General features: G+C 71.7%; 12 protein-coding genes. 10 read left to right on the forward strand and 2 right to left on the reverse strand.

The genetic code is table 11. From position 1 onward, the window contains the following. Positions 1 to 198: 198 nt before the first annotated feature. The 6 genes from ACIBD9_RS10275 to ACIBD9_RS10300 all read left to right on the forward strand — a co-directional run bounded on the left by ACIBD9_RS10275 (position 199) and on the right by ACIBD9_RS10300 (position 10,922). Positions 199 to 513 (forward strand): DivIVA domain-containing protein, encoded by a 315-nt coding sequence (locus ACIBD9_RS10275; protein WP_396716343.1) that lies wholly within the window; start codon positions 199 to 201, stop codon positions 511 to 513. Continuing rightward, a complete protein-coding gene (locus ACIBD9_RS10280) occupies positions 510 to 764 on the forward strand; it encodes a hypothetical protein (RefSeq protein WP_396716345.1) in 255 nt (84 codons plus the stop codon). The genes ACIBD9_RS10275 and ACIBD9_RS10280 overlap by 4 nt, the downstream gene beginning before the upstream one ends. Before the next feature lie 131 nt (positions 765 to 895). After that, on the forward strand, positions 896 to 4,726 hold the full coding sequence (locus tag ACIBD9_RS10285) for a phage resistance protein (protein WP_396716347.1): 3,831 nt from the start codon (positions 896 to 898) through the stop codon (positions 4,724 to 4,726). A 79-nt stretch (positions 4,727 to 4,805) separates the two neighbouring features. Beyond that, positions 4,806 to 7,520, forward strand: coding sequence for a BREX-2 system phosphatase PglZ (pglZ, locus tag ACIBD9_RS10290; protein ID WP_396716349.1), 2,715 nt, complete (start codon positions 4,806 to 4,808; stop codon positions 7,518 to 7,520). Beyond that, a complete protein-coding gene (gene brxD / locus ACIBD9_RS10295; protein ID WP_396716350.1) occupies positions 7,517 to 8,821 on the forward strand; it encodes a BREX system ATP-binding protein BrxD in 1,305 nt (434 codons plus the stop codon). The genes pglZ and brxD overlap by 4 nt, the downstream gene beginning before the upstream one ends. A gap of 1 nt (position 8,822) precedes the next feature. Further along, positions 8,823 to 10,922 (forward strand): DEAD/DEAH box helicase, encoded by a 2,100-nt coding sequence (locus tag ACIBD9_RS10300; RefSeq protein ID WP_396716352.1) that lies wholly within the window; start codon positions 8,823 to 8,825, stop codon positions 10,920 to 10,922. Positions 10,923 to 10,966: 44 nt separating this feature from the next. Here ACIBD9_RS10300 and ACIBD9_RS10305 read toward each other — a convergent pair whose 3' ends face one another. After that, positions 10,967 to 11,821 (reverse strand): alpha/beta hydrolase, encoded by an 855-nt coding sequence (locus ACIBD9_RS10305; protein WP_396716354.1) that lies wholly within the window; start codon positions 11,819 to 11,821, stop codon positions 10,967 to 10,969. A 146-nt stretch (positions 11,822 to 11,967) separates the two neighbouring features. Between ACIBD9_RS10305 and ACIBD9_RS10310 the strand changes: the two genes are divergently transcribed. Genes ACIBD9_RS10310 through ACIBD9_RS10325 form a run of 4 tightly spaced genes read left to right on the forward strand, consistent with a single transcriptional unit; the run spans position 11,968 to position 15,456 of the window. Further along, the gene (locus ACIBD9_RS10310; RefSeq protein WP_387171964.1) at positions 11,968 to 12,867 is read left to right on the forward strand and encodes an ABC transporter ATP-binding protein; all 900 of its coding nucleotides are present in this window, start codon (positions 11,968 to 11,970) and stop codon (positions 12,865 to 12,867) included. Between the two features lies 1 nt (position 12,868). Continuing rightward, positions 12,869 to 13,669 carry an ABC transporter permease gene (locus tag ACIBD9_RS10315; RefSeq protein ID WP_387171963.1) on the forward strand — a complete coding sequence of 267 codons (801 nt, stop codon included), beginning with the start codon at positions 12,869 to 12,871 and terminating at the stop codon, positions 13,667 to 13,669. 27 nt (positions 13,670 to 13,696) lie between these two features. Further along, on the forward strand, positions 13,697 to 14,827 hold the full coding sequence (locus ACIBD9_RS10320) for a histidine kinase (RefSeq protein ID WP_396716356.1): 1,131 nt from the start codon (positions 13,697 to 13,699) through the stop codon (positions 14,825 to 14,827). Next, entirely contained in the window at positions 14,824 to 15,456 is a 633-nt protein-coding gene (locus ACIBD9_RS10325) for a response regulator (protein ID WP_396716358.1), read from the forward strand. The genes ACIBD9_RS10320 and ACIBD9_RS10325 overlap by 4 nt, the downstream gene beginning before the upstream one ends. A gap of 16 nt (positions 15,457 to 15,472) precedes the next feature. Here ACIBD9_RS10325 and ACIBD9_RS10330 read toward each other — a convergent pair whose 3' ends face one another. Continuing rightward, positions 15,473 to 16,384, reverse strand: coding sequence for a L,D-transpeptidase family protein (locus tag ACIBD9_RS10330; RefSeq protein ID WP_396716360.1), 912 nt, complete (start codon positions 16,382 to 16,384; stop codon positions 15,473 to 15,475). Between the last annotated feature and the right edge of the window lie 28 nt (positions 16,385 to 16,412).

The raw sequence follows: 16,412 nt of genomic DNA on the forward strand, positions 1-16,412 counted from the left end.
CCTGCACGATGAGTGAGGCCCCGGATCGCATGAGTGACGAAAGGCGCTCACCTTCCTGGCTGCTCGACAGGCCCTGCTGTCGTACTGCTGATTGAAGGCTGCGGTGGCAGGTGCCGGGGTGGGTCCGCCGGTGCGGGGTGGGCCGGTGGGCCTACCCCATCCACAGGTCAATCTCGACGGTGAGAGGCAGGTCCTGTCATGCGCGTCTTCTTCCGGCGTGCCCGGAGTCGTCAGCGGTCGGTCAGCGGGCCGACCTGCTACCGCTCGGCGGCCTACCATCCGCTGCGGCCCTGGCAGGTGCGCGAGCGGGGTTTCCGGCCGACTCCGCTCGGACGCCGCGTGCTCGACCCGCAGGAGGTGCGAGAGTTCCTCGACCGGGTCGCCGGTGACCTGGCCGTGGTCTACGACGCGCTGGCGCAGAGCCGCCGGGAGACCGATCGGGTCAAGGACGCGCTGCGCCGCTGGCAGTCCGAGCAGGCCCGCGCCCGCAACGAGCGGGGGTACGACCGGTGACCGAGCGCTGGGTCATCCACCTGCCCGTGGTCGCCAGCGACCTGCTCTCCGCCCAGCGGCTCGCCCGGGTGGTGGCGCACTGGACGCACGTTCTGCCGCAGATCGACCCGGGCGGCACCACCGTGTCAGCGGAGGACGCGCAGAACGTACGCCACTGGGTCTTTTGCGACCGGCTGCTGCCCGGCGGCCGGCGCTGCGTGCTCCGGCCCGATCACGACGGCGGGTGTTCCCGGCGGTTCCGCCGGCGGTGAGCGCTGCGGTGGCGCTCCCATGATGTGTGCGGTCGCTCGACCGGCGGGCTGGGACCTGCGGCGATGACACCTTAGGATCGGCGGGTTGCCGGTGACGCCGGCCTCACGGGGCGCAAGTGCGAGGAGCGGTGATGACCCTGCTACGGGACGTGATCGACATTCCGACCTCGGTCGGCGACGGTGACTTCGTCGTCCGCGCCGCCGAGGGCGCAGACCTGCGCCGCTACGTGGTCACCGACCAGCTCCGGGACGACTTCGCCGAGGCGCTGCGCCGCATCGGCCACGCCGTCACCACCGGGCGCTCCCAGGCGATGTTCCTGCACGGTTCGTTCGGCTCCGGCAAGTCGCACTTCATGGCGGTGCTACGGGAGATCCTCCAGCACAACCCGGAGGCCCGCGAGGTGCGCGGCCTGGCCGAGCCGGTCCTCGCCGCCGACCCCTGGCTGCGCGACCGCAAGCTGCTCACCCTCACCTTCCACATGCTCGACGCGCGCTCCGTCGAGCAGGCCGTTCTGGAGGGCTACCTCAACCAGATCACCGCGCTGCACCCGGAGGCGCCCGTCCCCGCCGTACACCGGTCGGACGCGATGCTCGACGACGCCGCACGGCTGCGCCAGCGGATGGGCGACGACGCCTTCTTCGCGGCGCTGCGCGATGGTGGCGGCGCACCCGCGGCCGGCGGCGGCCTCTCACTCGCCGCGCTGCGCGCCCAGGCCGACGGCTGGACCCCGCAGAGCTACGCCGCCGCTGCGGCGGCGGTACCCGGCACCGAGCAGCGGGACCGGTTGGTCAGCGCGCTGACCAGCACGTTCTTCACCGGCGCGGTCCGCAGCGGGGAGTACCTCGACCTGGACACCGGCCTCGCAGTGATCACCCGGCACGCCAAGGCTCTCGGGTACGACGCGCTGGTGCTCTTCCTCGACGAGCTGATCCTCTGGCTCTCCACGAAGATCAGCGACCACACCTTCGTCAACACCGAGGGTGCGAAGCTCAACAAGCTCGTCGAGTCGGCCGACGCCACCCGGCCGCTGCCGCTGATCTCGTTCGTCGCCCGGCAGCGCAACCTGGAGGACTTCCTCGGCCCCCAGGTCGGCGGCACCGAGCGGGAGGCCCTCGCGCACGTCATGCGCAGCGTCCAGGGCCGCTTCGGTGAGATCGTCCTCGCCGACACCAACCTGCCCGAGATCACCGAGAAGCGGCTGCTCAAGCCGCTCACCGACGACGGCCGGGCGGTCATCGACAACGCCTTCGCCGCCGTGAAGGGCAACCGGGAGGTCTGGGACGCCCTGCTGCTCGGCGCCCAGTACGGCGACGCCGGAATCGGCTCCGACGCCGCCGCCTTCCGCAAGCTCTACCCCTTCTCGCCCGCCCTGGTCGCCACCCTGGTCGCGCTCTCCCAGGCGTTGCAGCGCGAGCGCACCGCGTTGAAGGTGATGACCGAGCTGCTCGTCGACCGCCGCGACACCCTGCGGGTCAACGACCTGATCGGGGTGGCCGCCCTCTTCGACCCCCTGGTGCTGCACGGCGAGCTGCCCGACCGGCCCAAGCTCAAGCAGCTCTTCCAGGCCGCCCGCACCCTCTACACCCAGAAGCTGCGCCCCATCCTGCTCAACCTCAACGGCATCACCGAAGATCAGGCGGCTGGCCACCAGCAGTTCCAGCTCGACGACAAGCTGGTCAAGACGGTGCTGCTCGGCGCGCTGGTCCCCGAAGTGCCGGCCCTGCACAACCTCACCGCCGCCAAGCTGCACGCGCTGAACTTCGGCTCGATCACCTCGCCGATCCCCGGCTACGAGCGGCAGATCGTGCTCAACCGGCTCAACCGGGTCGCTGACGGCGCCGGCGAGCTGCACCTCACCAAGACCCCCGACCCGGTGGTGTCGCTCAAGCTGCACACCGTCGACTACGACAAGCTGCTCGACCTGGTCCCCGAGGACGAGGCCACCACCACCGGCGTCCGGCAGCAGCTCATCCGGGAGCTGGTCACCGCGGAGATGGGCATCGCCGGCGCCGAGGGGCAGCTCGGTGAGCTGCTGCACTCCCGGGACTGGCGCGGCCGGCGGCACACCCTCCAGGTCAAGTTCGGCAACGTCCGCGACCCCGACACCATGCCGGTCTCCGCGCTGATCGCCACCGGCGAGGCGTGGCGCGTCATCATCGACTATCCGTTCGACCCACAGGGCTACGAGCGCAGCGCCGACCGCGCCCGGATCGAGCGCCTGGAACGCGGCTCCCGGACCGTCTTCTGGCTGCCCTACTTCCTCACCGACGAGCTGATGGGCAAGGTCGGCCAGCTTGCCAGGATCAACTACCTGCTGGGCAACGGCACCGGCGACCGGCTCAACTCGCTGGCCGCCGATTGGCCCCTCGCCGATCGGCAGCAGGGCCGGGTCTACCTCCAGCAGCGCCAGACCCAACTGCGCGGCACGCTGATCAGCGCCATGATGCAGGCGTACGGGTCGGCCACGTCGCGCGGCTCCGACGTGCAGGACGACGCCATCGGGGTGTTCCACACCCTCGCCGAGGGCCTGCACGTCGGCGACCCCCGGGGCGGCACCCTCGCCGAGGCGTTCCACAACCTGACCGGGGAACTCCTTGCCTGGTCCTACCCGGGTCGTCCGGCCATGCCGGACGACGAGAAGCCCGTCACCCGCAGCGAGATGACCAAGATCCTGGAGTACGCCCGGCTGGCCGCCGCCGACCCCGCCCGCGGTGTCAGCGTGCCCAACCCGGTTGACCAGCGCATCCTCCGGCGCGTCTGCAACAACCTGCGCCTCGGTGAGCTGATCGAAGGCCGCTACGTGCTCAACACGAGCACCTGCCGGTGGAGTCAACACCTGCTTCAGGCAGCCGCCAACGAGGGCTACACCGACCACTTCCCGGTGCACGTGCTGCGCCGGCTCATCGACGAGCCCGCCGCGTTCGGCTTCGACCGGGAGCTGCAAAACCTGATCATCGTCGTTTTCGGGCTGGAGCAGCAGCTCGCCTGGTACCAGCACGGCGGCAAGGTCGACGTGACCAACCTCGCCCTCGTGCGCGACGAGCTGGAGCTGCGCCACCCACCGATGCCCGACGAGCAGGCCTGGGCAGATGCGGTCCGCCGGGGCTCGGCGATCTTCGGCGGCGTGCTGCCCGTCTGGCGGACGCCGGCCAACCTCGGTGAACTCGCCGGAACGCTGCGCACGGCGGCGAGCACGCGCACGAAAGCCGCGCGCGACCTCGTCGAAGCACTGGAAGCCCACGCCGACGTGCTGGGCCTGGACACGTCGGCCCCGACCGGCCGGCTCGCCACCGCACGCCGCGCGGCCCGACTCGTGACCGAGCTGGCGACCGAGCGCGACGACGTGGTGCTGGTCGAAACGATTGCCCGTGCCGACCTGGGCGACGTCGACGACCAGGCCGTCGGGGAGCTGCTCAGCCAGGCGGGCACCATCCTCACCGCCATGGCCCGAGGCCACCAGTGGTCCCTGCTCCAGGCGATCTCGGCCCGGGCCGCCCACGACGAGCAGGCGCAGGCGATCATCGGGCAGCTCCGGGAGGTCGCCCGGCACCAGCAGCACGGGCAGGACCTGGTGGACGCCCTCCAGACGGCAGTCGACGCGTCGGCGGCGCTGCTCGCCACCAACCCGCCGCAGGGCCGCACAGACAACAACCCCGGCGGTACGCCGAACGGCGGGGGGACGATCCCCACCGTCACGGTCCCGGGGCAGCAGCAGCCCCGCGAGTCCGGCCCTGTCGAAGTGCCCGCGAATGGTGGCCCTGGCGGGCCGGGCCGTGCGGCTGAGATCGAGGGGACCGGTGGGGCCGGGCCGGTCGCGGTGGCCGGTGGTGACCGGCTGATCGTGGTCGCCCATCAACGTCGCGAGGTCGCCGATGCGGCCACCTGGGAGAAGGTAGCTGCCGAGATCGCGGCCGAGATCACCGCCGGGCGGCGCGTCACGGTCACCTGGGAGATCCGGTGACCGGCTCGGCGGCCAGCCGCGGCGCACACCGGCGAGCCGGCGCGGCGGGATCCGCGGCCGGTCGTAATGAGGTGGCATCGTGAGCGTGCCGGTCGGCGTGGCCCCGCCCGACGCGATCCGCCGCAAGGTCGAGGCGTGGCTGGCCGAGGACGACCCGGCGGACGCCATCGCGCTGACCGCCCGCCCCGACGGGCCGGCCGAAACGGTGCTCAGCATCAACGGCTGTCGGGTCCGGGTCGTCCCGTGTCCCACACCGCTGGCCGCCCGCGCCGCCCTGCACGACCGGGCCGACGGCGAACGGCTGGTCCTGTTGACCGAGTTGACCGACACCGAACTGGGCGACGGGGTCCTCGCCCACCTCAGCAAGCAGACCGTCCGCAAGATCGACCCGTGGGACCTGGTCCGGCAGATGTTCGGCGGGGTGGCCGCCCTCGACCCCACCCTGGTCCGGGTGGGACGCTGGGTCGCCAACGCGCTCACCGACAACGCCCCAACCGACGGCTGGCCCGCCCCGCCCGGCGCGATCCTCACCCGCGACCACGCACTGCGCAGCCTCACCTCCGAATTGCTCGACCTGCCACCCGCCGAACTCGACGACAGCGGCCTGGTGCAGTGGAGCACCGATGCCCGGCGGCAACTGCGCTTCACCCAGCTGCCGGAGGCCGTCGCCGACGGCATCACCGCGTACCTGGCCGGGACCGCCGGCCATGCTGCCGTCCCGATGATGGCCGCCGTACGCGCCGGACACGGCGTCGACGTCATCCCGCTGGGGCTGCTGGCCGGGCTGCTCTGGAGCGCCGGCTCCGGTGGCGCCGTCCAGGTGGAGGCGGCTGTCGGTCGTACCCGGCTGGAGCCCCGATTCGGTGGGCTCCGGCCCAGCCCGCAGCAGGCCGAGTCGCTGCACCAGGCGGCCGAGGCGTGGGTCTACCGGACTGTCGAGTCGGGTGACAACGGCCGGGACGAGGCGATGCGGATACTGCGCCGGGCCGAGGCGATCGCTGCCGAGATCGGCATCACGGCCATGCTCGGTGCCTCGACCGTCCTGCCCAGCGGATTCGTTCAGCGTCTGCGGGCCTTCGCCGACGCCGTACGGCTCGCCGTGCCGGCCAGTGGGTCGGCGCTCTCGGCGGCGGTGGCACGGGCACAGTCGGCCCTCTCCACGGTGGAGGAGCACCGGGCCGCTGAGCCGCGCCGGGTCGAGACCGCCCGGATGGCCGTCCGCCTGCTGCGCTGGCTGCACACCACCGACGGCCCGCCACCGACCACCCTGCTCGACGCGTTGCACCGGCAGGTCCGGCAGGACGGTTGGGTCGATAGGGCCCGCCTCGACGTCTTCGCCGGGGATCCCGACCCACAGGTCGCCGAGGCGTACCGACTGCTGCACCGGGCTGTCGACGCCCGACGCTCTCGGCACGACCAGCAGTTCGCCACGCTGCTCGCCGCCGCCAGCAGCGCCGAAGCGGAGCCCGGTGCGCTACTGCGCGTCGAAGATGTGCTCGAGCGGGTGGTCCAGCCGGTCCTCGACACCGGTCGCCGGGTGCTGCTGCTCGTCATGGACGGCATGGGTGTCGCCGCCGCGACCGAGCTGGCCGAGTCCGTCACCCGCAGCGGCGCCTGGGTGGAACTCACCCCCGATGGCGGCCCGCGCACGGGTGTGTTGGCGGCTTTGCCCACCGTCACCGAGGCCAGCCGGTGCAGCCTGCTGAGCGGGCGCATCGCTGCCGGCGGCCAGCAGGCCGAGCGGAAGGCCTTCCAGCAACGGTTCGCTGCCGGACGGCTGCTGCACAAATCGGCGTTGCGGGCCGGAGCCGGAGCGGCCCTCGACCCGGACGTGCTCGCTGTCCTCGACGACAAGTCGATCCGCCTGGTCGCCGCCGTCGTCAATACGATCGACGACGCGCTGGACCGCAGCGACCCGGGGACCACCGTCTGGGGCGACGACACCATCACCGCCGTCGGCGACCTGCTGACCTCTGCGGGCGACCCAGATCGAGTGGTCGTCATCGTCTCCGACCACGGCCACGTCGTCGACCGAGGCCCCGAGTCGATTACCCTGCCCAGCGCCAGCAATGAGAACCGGTGGCGACCGCCTACCGATCCGCCCGGTGACGCCGAGGTGGCCGTCGCCGGCAGCCGGGTGGCGCTCGGCGGCGGATCCGTCGTCCTGCCCTGGCGAGAAGAGGTGCGGTACGGGCCGCGCAAGGCGGGCTACCACGGCGGCGCAGCGCCAGCGGAAGCCGTCATCCCGCTGCTCGTGCTCATCGCCGGTGACGACTCCGCCGTGCCCGGCTGGGCCGGTGCGCCGGTGGCCAGCCCGGACTGGTGGCGCGAACCGCTGACGGAGAGCACATCCCTGCCAGCTGACCCCCCGCCGGCAACCCGGCGTCGCCCGCGCAAATCCGTCGAGCAGCAGACCGACGGTCTTTTCGACCTGATGCCGGCCGTCGTCGCGCCGGCTGCCGCACCGCAGCCGGTACCCACCGCGCCCGACCCGGTGGCGGCCCTGCTCTCCAGCGAGCGCTACGCCCAACGGCGTGACCCCCGGCTGCCCCTGGCCGACGAACGGGTCGCCGCGCTGCTGAACACGCTGATCGCCGGCGGTGACCGGGCGACCCTCGACACCCTCGCCGCCCGGTCCGGCGTACCGGCGCACCGGATCAATGGCACGATCACGGCGTTGCGTCGGCTCCTTCAGGTCGAGGGATATCCCGTGCTTACCCTCGACGCGGACGGCCGCACCGTTCACCTCAACCGCGCGTTGCTGATCGAGCAGTTCGAGCTGGAGCCGCGGTGACCGTGGAATTGTCGGCCCGCCGCCGCCGGGACATCGTCGACGCGCTGCGCCGCGGGGTAGTCCCGAGCAACGGACTCGACGCACTCGCGGTCGGGCTGGACCGGTTCACCACCGCGCTGGACGACGACCTGGAACGGGTCGCCAGCGGCGGGAGCGTCTTCAAGGCCGTGCGTGGCGAATACGGGGCCGGCAAGACGTTTTTCACGCGGTGGCTGGCCGAACGCGCCAAGCGACGGGGCTTCGCCGCCGCAGAGGTGCAGATCTCCGAGCTGGAGACACCACTGCACCGGATGGAGACCGTCTACCGGCGGCTGGTCGAACATCTCAGCACCGAGCAGTTCGCCCCAAGCGCCTTCCGACCCGTACTCGATGGCTGGATCTTTGCGCTCGAAGAGGACGTCCTCGCCGGCGGCGCGGTCACCGAGGACGATGCCGAGGCGCTGGACCGAGCCGTCGGCGAGTTGCTGGAACGCCGGTTGGGCGACATCTCGCGGAGCACCCCGGGCTTCGCCGCAGCCCTGCGCGGTTACCGAGCCGCCAGTGCCAGCGGTGACCACCTCACCGCCGACGGATTGGCAGCCTGGCTGGGTGGGCAGCCGTACGTCGCCGCGTCCGCGCGGCGGGCAGCTGGGGTCAAGGGCGACCTTGACCATTACGGCGCGCTGAGCTTCCTCCAAGGATTGCTTACCGTCCTGCGCGACAGTGGCCACCAGGGGCTACTACTGGTGCTGGACGAGGTCGAGACGCTGCAACGGGTGCGCTCTGACGCACGGGACAAGGCATTGAACGCCCTCCGACAGCTCATCGACGAGGTTCACGCGGACCGGTTCCCTGGACTCCTGCTGGTGATCACGGGGACGCCCGCTTTCTTCGACGGCCCACAGGGCGTCCAGCGCCTCGCGCCGCTCGCGCAACGTCTCGCCACCGACCTCGGCCCCGACCCGCGCTGGGACAACCCCCGCGCCACCCAACTGCGGCTATCCGGGTTCACTGTCGACGCCCTGGTGGAACTCGGCAGCCGGGTGCGAGATATCTACGCCAGCGCGCAGGTCGACGCTCGGGTGGACGACGACTACCTCGCCACACTGGCCCGGGCCGTCACCGGCGCGCTGGGGGGTCAGGTCGGGGTGGCACCCCGCGTCTACCTCAAGAAGCTCGTCGCGGACGTCTTCGACCGGGTGGACCAGTTCGCCGACTGGGAGCCGCGGCGGCACTACGCACTGGCCCTGCGGGCCGACGAGCTGACCGAGGTCGAGCGCAACGCTGCCGCTCGCGCCGACGACATCGAACTGACGCTCTGACGTGTTGCCAGACCTTGACCCGGTCGTGGTGCACCACGTGGTCAACAGCCTGGGTTGGCGAGACCTGCGTCCATTGCAGCGCGCAGCGATCGTCCCGGTGCAGGGTGGTCTAGATGCTCTCCTGCTCGCCCCAACGGCGGGCGGCAAGACGGAGGCCGCACTGTTTCCGCTGCTGTCCCGGATGGCCGCGCACCAGTGGACTGGTACGTCGGTGCTCTACCTCGCCCCGCTGAAGGCGCTGCTCAACAACCTGGAGCCTCGACTAGAGCAATATGCTGGTTGGCTCGGGCGGCGGGTGGCCCTCTGGCACGGGGACATCGGCGCCTCGCGGCGGCGGGCAGTGCTCTTCGAGCGGCCGGACATCCTGCTGACCACACCTGAGTCACTGGAAGCCATGCTGGTCAGCGCCAACGTCGACCACCGCCAGTTCTTCGCCGGTCTTCAAGCGGTGGTCGTTGATGAGGTGCACGCCTTTGCGGGAGATGACCGAGGTTGGCACCTGCTCGCCGTACTGGAACGCCTGACCCGGGTGGCTGGCCGGCCGCTGCAGCGGATCGGGCTCTCCGCCACCGTCGGCAACCCCGGCCACCTGCTCACCTGGCTCCAGGGCTCCGGTGCGGGTAGCCGGCCGGCTCAGGTCGTCGCACCCGAGGTGGTCCAAGTCGAGGGTGGCGCACCAGCGGGCGAGATCGAGCTGGACTATGTCGGCTCGCTCACCAACGCCGCAGCCGTGATCGCCGCCCTGCATCCGGGTGAAAAGCGGCTGGTCTTCTGCGAATCCCGGCAGACAGTCGAGGAGCTCGGACAACTGCTACGGGAGCAGGGCGTTACCACCTTCTTGTCGCATGCGTCGCTGTCCGTGGACGAGCGGCGCCGCGCGGAACAGGCGTTTGGTGAGTCACGAGACTGCGTCATCGTTTCAACCAGCACACTCGAACTCGGTATCGACGTCGGCGACCTGGACCGGGTGATCCAGATTGACGCGCCGGCCACCGTGGCGTCCTTTCTGCAGCGGCTGGGACGCACCGGTCGCCGTCCGGGAAGCAGCCGGAACTGCCTGTTCCTGACGCTCGGTGGCCAGCCGCTCGTGGAGGCGGCCGCGCTGCTCCTGCTCTGGTCGCGAGGTTGGGTGGAGCCGGTCACCGCACCGCCGGAACCTCGGCACATCGTCGCGCAACAGGTGCTCGCGCTCTGTCTTCAGGAGCATCGGATCGGTGCGGAGACCTGGATCCAGGCATGGAACGAGCTGCCGCCCTTTGAGAAGAACGCCCGACCGATCGTTCGACACCTCGTCGAGCACGGCTATCTGGAGCAGGACGAGGGCATGCTCTTCATCGGTCCCACCGCTGAGGAGCGGTTCGGCCGTCGTCACTTCATGGAGATGACGGCCGTATTCACCGGGCCGCCCGAGTTCACCGTCCTCCTGGGCCGTAGCGAGCTGGGTCGGATCGATCCCAGCCTGCTCACCGAGGAGGTCCGGGGCGAACGCCGCCTGCTGTTGAGCGGCCGGAGTTGGCGCGTTACGTACATCGACTGGCGCCGTCGGCGGTGTTTCGTCGAGCCTGCCGACGGCGGCGGACGTGCCCGTTGGACGGGCACCGGGTGGGCGTACCGCAGTCACGAGATCACCCGGGCGATGCGTGAGGTGCTGCTGGGAGCGGAGCCTCCGGTCGCCCTCACCCGTCGTGCGCTGACTCGCCTGGCGCGGGAGCGCGAGGAGAAACTGCACCTGGTGCACCCCGGTGGCACTGTCATTGTCCGCGAGGGCAGCGGTGACCTGCGCTGGTGGACCTGGGCGGGTTTCCGGACGAATGCCACGTTGACTGCCACGCTGGGCGAAGTCGTCGATCCGGTGGAGCGGTTCGACGGCAACAGCATCCGACTACGGGAAGACGTCACACCTGCGGCCTGGCGGGCACTCACCGCGGACGCCGCCACCCGACTGTGCCTGCCAGAGGTCAACGACAAGGCCCTGGACGGTCTCAAGTTCGGCGCCGCCCTGCCGAAACGGTTGGCCGCAGCCACGCTGGCTGCGCGCCTGGCCGACCCGGAGGGCGCTGCCGTGGTGCTGAACGAACCCGTACGGTTCGTCATCGTCTAGTAGTGGGTGCACTGGTTCCTCAGTGAGTATCGGCGATGGGCGGTTCAGCGGCGGGGGGTTTCGCTGGCGATGGTCGCCTCCCGGGGCAGGGCCGCCGCGCGCAGCGCCCAGTCCAGCGCGTAGTCGGCGATCTGCTCCCACCCGTCCTGCCCGACGGTGAAGTGTGATCGGCCGGCGAACTGCTCGTACGCCGTGAGAGCGCGGGACTTCTGGTACAGCCCGGCGTTGCTGCGGACCACCGACGCCGGCACCACGTGGTCGACCTCGCCGGCCATCAGCAGCAGCGGCGCCCGGTCGTTACGCCCGACGTCGACGCGGGCTGGCGAGCGCGGGTCGAGGTTGGCGAACGCACCCTCGAAGAACACCCGACCGGCGCCGGGGACCGCGTAGCGCTGCCAGGCCCGGTCGGAGTCCTCGCGGCTCATCGTGTTGCCGAAGGTGTAGGCGAAGTCGTCCTGGGTGAACGGGACGGCCTTGCCCCGATTGGCGGGGCTACGCAGGATTGGAAAGCCTGAGCGCAGTTGACTCAGCGGCACCTTGAGCACGCCCTTCACCGCCGCGGGATGCACACCCACCACCGCCGCGCCGAGACCCCGGTCGGCGAGGACCTGGGCGAACAGACCGCCGAACGAGTGCCCCATGATGATCGGTGGTCGGGGCAGCGCCCGGATGATCTTGTCGTAGTGCGCCACGATGGTGGCCATGCTCTGCTCGGCGATCGGGCTGGGGTCGTCGCGCAACTGCTCCACGGACCGGTCCATCCCGGGCCAGGCGGGGGCGATGACGTGCATGCCGCGCTCGGTGTACCGCTGGGCCCACCCCTCCCAGCTGCGCGGCGTCATCCAGAGTCCGTGGATCAGCACGATCGTGTCGACCTGACCCTGCGGCGTGGCACCCATCGCGTCCTCCCGGTGTCGCGGCGTTCGGCCGGCGGTTACCCGCTGCGGGGCCGGGAAACCCGGGAAACCCGCCCTGACAAATGTCACGGCCGGGGCGTGACGACCGCTCCGGGCATCGGGGTACGCGCCGCTGGAGCATCAGTGGCATGACCAGTACGCATCCGGCTGTCGAGTTGGACGGCCTCACCAAGAGCTTCGGCGCGGTCACCGCTGTCGACGGGTTGAGCCTACGGGTGCAGCCCGGCGAGGTGGTGGCGTTCCTCGGCCCGAACGGCGCGGGCAAGACCACCACCATCGACATGCTGCTCGGGCTGTCCCGCCCGGACACGGGCACCGTCCGGGTCCTCGGCGGAACCCCGGACGACGCGGTGGCCCGGGGCCGGGTCGCCGCCGTACTCCAGACCGGCGGGCTGCTCAAGGACCTCACCGTGGGCGAGACGGTCCGGATGACCGCCTACTTCTACCGGCACACCCGCCCGGCGGCGGAGGTGCTGGAGCGCGCCGGCATCACCGACATCGCCGACCGGGTGGTCGGGCGCTGCTCGGGTGGTCAGCAGCAGCGACTGCGCTTCGCGTTGGCCCTGCTGCCCGACCCGGACCTGATGGTGCTCGACGAGCCGACCACCGGCATGGACGTCGAGGGCCGGCGGGACTTCTGGCAGGCCCTGCGCCGTGACGCCCGGCGCGGACGGACGGTCATCTTCGCCACCCACTACCTCGACGAGGCGGACGCGTACGCCGACCGGATCGTGCTGGTCCGGCAGGGGCGGATCGTCGCCGACGGCACCACCGCCGAGATCAAGAACCTGGCCGCCGGCCGTACGGTGCGGGCCACCCTGCCCGGCGCCGACCAGGCCGCGCTCGCCGCGCTGCCCGGCGTGGACGCCGTGGAGGTGCGCGGCGACAGCGTGCTGGTGCGGACCGGCGACTCGGACGCGATCGCCCGGTACCTGCTGACCCGGACCGGCGCCCGGGACGTCGAGATCACCTCCCGCAACCTCGAGGACGCCTTCCTCGCCCTGACCACCGCGCAGACCGGAGCCTGAGATGACCACCGCGACCCCCACCCGAGCCGGCGTCACGGAGCCGGACCGTCGGCTGCCCGCACTGGGCGGGTTCGCCCCGGGCGCCCTGCGTATCGAGCTGCGCCGGGTGCTGCGCAACCGCCGCACCCTCGCCTTCACGCTGATCATGCCGGGCGTCTTCTTCCTCATCTTCGGCCTGCCGCAGGGCGGGCAGTCACTGGACAACGGTCGGCCGGTGACGGCGTACGTCATGATCAGCCTGGCCGTGTACGCGGCCATGGTGGCCACCACAAGTGTCGGTGGCGCGGTGGCCACCGAGCGGGCGCTGGGCTGGAGCCGACAGCTGCGGCTCACCCCGCTCCGCCCGGCGGCGTACGTGGCCACCAAGCTGATCACCGCGATGAGCCTCGGTCTGCTCGCCGTCGTCGTCGAGTTCCTGGTGGGTGCCGTGGCCGGTGTCCGCGTCCCGGCGTACGTCTGGCTGCTGTCCGGGCTCGCGGCCTGGCTCGGCTCGCTGGTCTTCGCCGCGTTCGGTCTCTTCATCGGCTACCTGGCGCCGGCCGAGAACGTCATGCAGATCATCGGCCCGGTGCTGGCGGTGCTGGCCATGTTCGGCGGGCTGTTCGTCCCGGTCGAGGTACTGCCGGACGTGCTCCAGCAGGTCGCGAAGTTCACCCCGGTGTACGGCATGGGCGTGCTGGCCCGCGCCCCACTGACCGGCGACGGGGTGAGCATGGCGGCGGTGGCGAACCTCGTCGTCTGGGCGCTGCTCTTCGGCGTCGGAGCGGCCCGGCTGTTCCGCCGGGACACCGCGCGGGTCTGACCGGCCGCGACCGTTAGCGTGAACCCGATGGACTCCCTGACGGGTCAACCCCGACCGGTGAGCCGCCGATGGCGGTTCACCGGTTGGCTGCTGGCTGGGGTGTGGCTGTTCTTTCTCAACGTGCCGCTCTCCACAGCGCTGCAGCAGCCGCAGCCGTGGCGGCGGATCGTCGGCGTCGCCACCCTGTTCGCTTTCGGCCTCGGCTACGTGCTGCTGTTCCAGTGGGCCCGTAACCTGCGCGAGCACCTCCGACCGATCCCTCCACGCCGCGCCGGGATCGCGCTGGTGGGGCTGGTCGTGCTGGGTTTGGCCAGCATTCCAGGCACCGCCGGGGACTGGACGGCGACGCTGGTGTTCGTGGCCGCGTCGGCGGTGTTCCTGCTGTCGGCGGTGCAGGCGCTGATCATCGTGGCGCTCTGCGCGCTGATCCCACTCGTGGGGGCCTGGCTGGTGCCGACCTGGACGGGGGAGAGCACTGTCACCTTCGCGGTGCTGCTCGCCTCGTTCGCCATGTTCGGGGTGTCCCGGCTAGCCCAGCGCAACAGCGAACTCCGCGCCGCCCAGCAGGAGATCGGCCGGCTCGCGGTCGCCGAGGAGCGGGCCCGCGCCGCCCGCGACCTGCACGACATCCTCGGGCACTCGCTCACCGTCGTGGCGATCAAGGCCGAGTTGGCCGGGCGGCTGATCGAGGTCGACCGGGACCGGGCCGCCGCCGAGATCGCCGAGGTGGAGGCGCTGGCCCGGGCCGCGCTGGCTGACGTACGACAGACTGTCGGGGCGTACCGCGAGGTCAGCCTCGCCGCGGAGCTGGCCGGCGCCCGCTCCGCGTTGGCCGCGGCGGGCATCGCGGCGGACGTGTCAGCGGAGATGCCGGACCTGCCGGTGGAGTGGGACCGGTTGTTCGGCTGGGCGGTACGGGAAGGGGTGACGAACGTGGTTCGGCACAGTGGGGCGCGGTGCTGCGTGATCCGGGTGCACCCGGATCGGGTCGAGATCAGTGACGACGGTCGTGGCCCGTCCACTCCGGACGCGAACGGGCACGGGCTGGTCGGCCTGCGGGAGCGGGCGCGGCGGCTGGACGCGGTGGTGACCGTCGGTCGTCGGCCGGCGGGTGACGGCTTTCTGTTGCGGGTGCACGCGCCGGGGGAGTCCCGGTGAGCGGCGGGTCCACGCCGATCCGGCTGCTGCTCGCCGACGACCAGGCGCTGGTCCGGGGTGCGCTGGCCGCCCTGCTCTCGTTGGAGGGGGACCTGACCGTGGTCGCCGAGGTCGGCCGGGGCGACGAGGTGGTGCCCGAGGCCCGCCGCAGTTCGCCGGACGTCGCCCTGCTGGACGTGGAGATGCCCGGCCTGGACGGGATCGCCGCCACCGCGGCGTTGCGGGCCGCGCTGCCGACCTGCCGGGTGCTGGTGGTGACCACCTTCGGTCGACCCGGCTACCTGCGTCGGGCGATGGAGGCGGGTGCGAGCGGTTTCGTGGTCAAGGACACCCCGGCCCGGCAGCTCGCCGACGCGGTCCGCCGGGTGCACGCCGGCCTGCGGGTGGTCGACCCGACGCTGGCCGCGGAGACCCTGGCCGCCGGGGTGAGCCCGCTGACCGAGCGGGAGACCGAGGTGCTGCGCACCGCACGCGGCGGTGGCACCGTCGCCGACCTGGCCAGGGCGCTGCACCTGTCCGAGGGCACGGTCCGCAACCATCTGTCGGCGGCGATCGGCAAGACCGGTGCCCGCAACCGGGCCGACGCGCTCCGGGTCGCCGAGCAGAACGGCTGGCTGCTCGGCGAGTGACGGCGCGTGCCGGCGCTCAGGCGGTCGGCGGCGGGGCGGCCAGTTGGTCGATCACGACGACGCTGCTGCCGGGACGGACCTCGGCGAGCAGTTCCCGTTGACCGCTGCGGGTCAGCCGGATACAGCCGTTTGTGGTGTTCTCGCCCAGCTCGTCGTCGTGGTACCAGGTGTGCACCCCGATGTGCGCCCCGCGCAGCCCGGACGGCACCGACTCCGGGTCGTCGGGCACCGAACCGAGGGCGTAGATGTCCACTCCGCCGTAGACCTCCTCCGGCGGTGGGGTGCGGCCCAGGATGAACGTCCGCCCGAGCGGGGTCTCCTGGCCCGACTGGCCGAGGCTGACCTCCCAGGAGCGCACCGCCTTGCCGGCCCGGTACCAGGTGAGCCGGTGGACCTTGCGTTCCACCACGATCTGGTCGCGCAGCGGCACCGTCTCGAAGCCCCCGGGAGGCAGCCAGGCGAGCCGTCGGTTGGCCGAGGGCAGCAGGACGGCCGTCCAGCCGGCACGCCGCTGGGCGATCGGCATGGTCAGCTCGACACCGTTGATTGTCGGTTCGAGAAAGGCGCGCGGCCGACCGCCGGGTGCGTCGTACGCGGCGATCCGTCTGGTCGGGTGCGCGCCGTCGGTCAGCGGCGTGACGTCCATGGTGTTCGGATCGGCGGGGAACCCTCCGGGCGCGGGGTCGTAGTCGACCACCGGCAGCCCGTCCGGGGCGGGCGCGGCCGGGGGGATCGACTCCTCCGGGCTCTGCTCCACACTGCTCGGCGTCGGGTCGGCTACCACCACGTTGCGGTCGTCGGGGGCCGTCGAGCTGGGGGTGAGGGCCTGGCCGACCAGCAGCGCGGTCACCAGCAGCGCGGGTACGCCGATCGCGGCGGCCACCCAGACGCCGCGACGATGGTACGGAGTCTTTCGGTCAAACGGCACGAAACCACTCTATGGTGGCGGATGCTTC

This window comes from Micromonospora sp. NPDC050784 (genome assembly GCF_044456765.1).
GTDB lineage: Bacteria > Actinomycetota > Actinomycetes > Mycobacteriales > Micromonosporaceae > Micromonospora > Micromonospora foliorum.

Coding starts and splice junctions, on each gene's coding strand:
- ACIBD9_RS10275 (WP_396716343.1), top strand. CDS start 199: ATGCGCGTCTTCTTCCGGCGTGCCCGGAGTCGTCAGCGGTCGGTCAGC.
- ACIBD9_RS10285 (WP_396716347.1), top strand. CDS start 896: ATGACCCTGCTACGGGACGTGATCGACATTCCGACCTCGGTCGGCGAC.
- ACIBD9_RS10305 (WP_396716354.1), bottom strand. CDS start 11,821: ATGGGTGCCACGCCGCAGGGTCAGGTCGACACGATCGTGCTGATCCAC.
- ACIBD9_RS10310 (WP_387171964.1), top strand. CDS start 11,968: ATGACCAGTACGCATCCGGCTGTCGAGTTGGACGGCCTCACCAAGAGC.
- ACIBD9_RS10315 (WP_387171963.1), top strand. CDS start 12,869: ATGACCACCGCGACCCCCACCCGAGCCGGCGTCACGGAGCCGGACCGT.
- ACIBD9_RS10320 (WP_396716356.1), top strand. CDS start 13,697: ATGGACTCCCTGACGGGTCAACCCCGACCGGTGAGCCGCCGATGGCGG.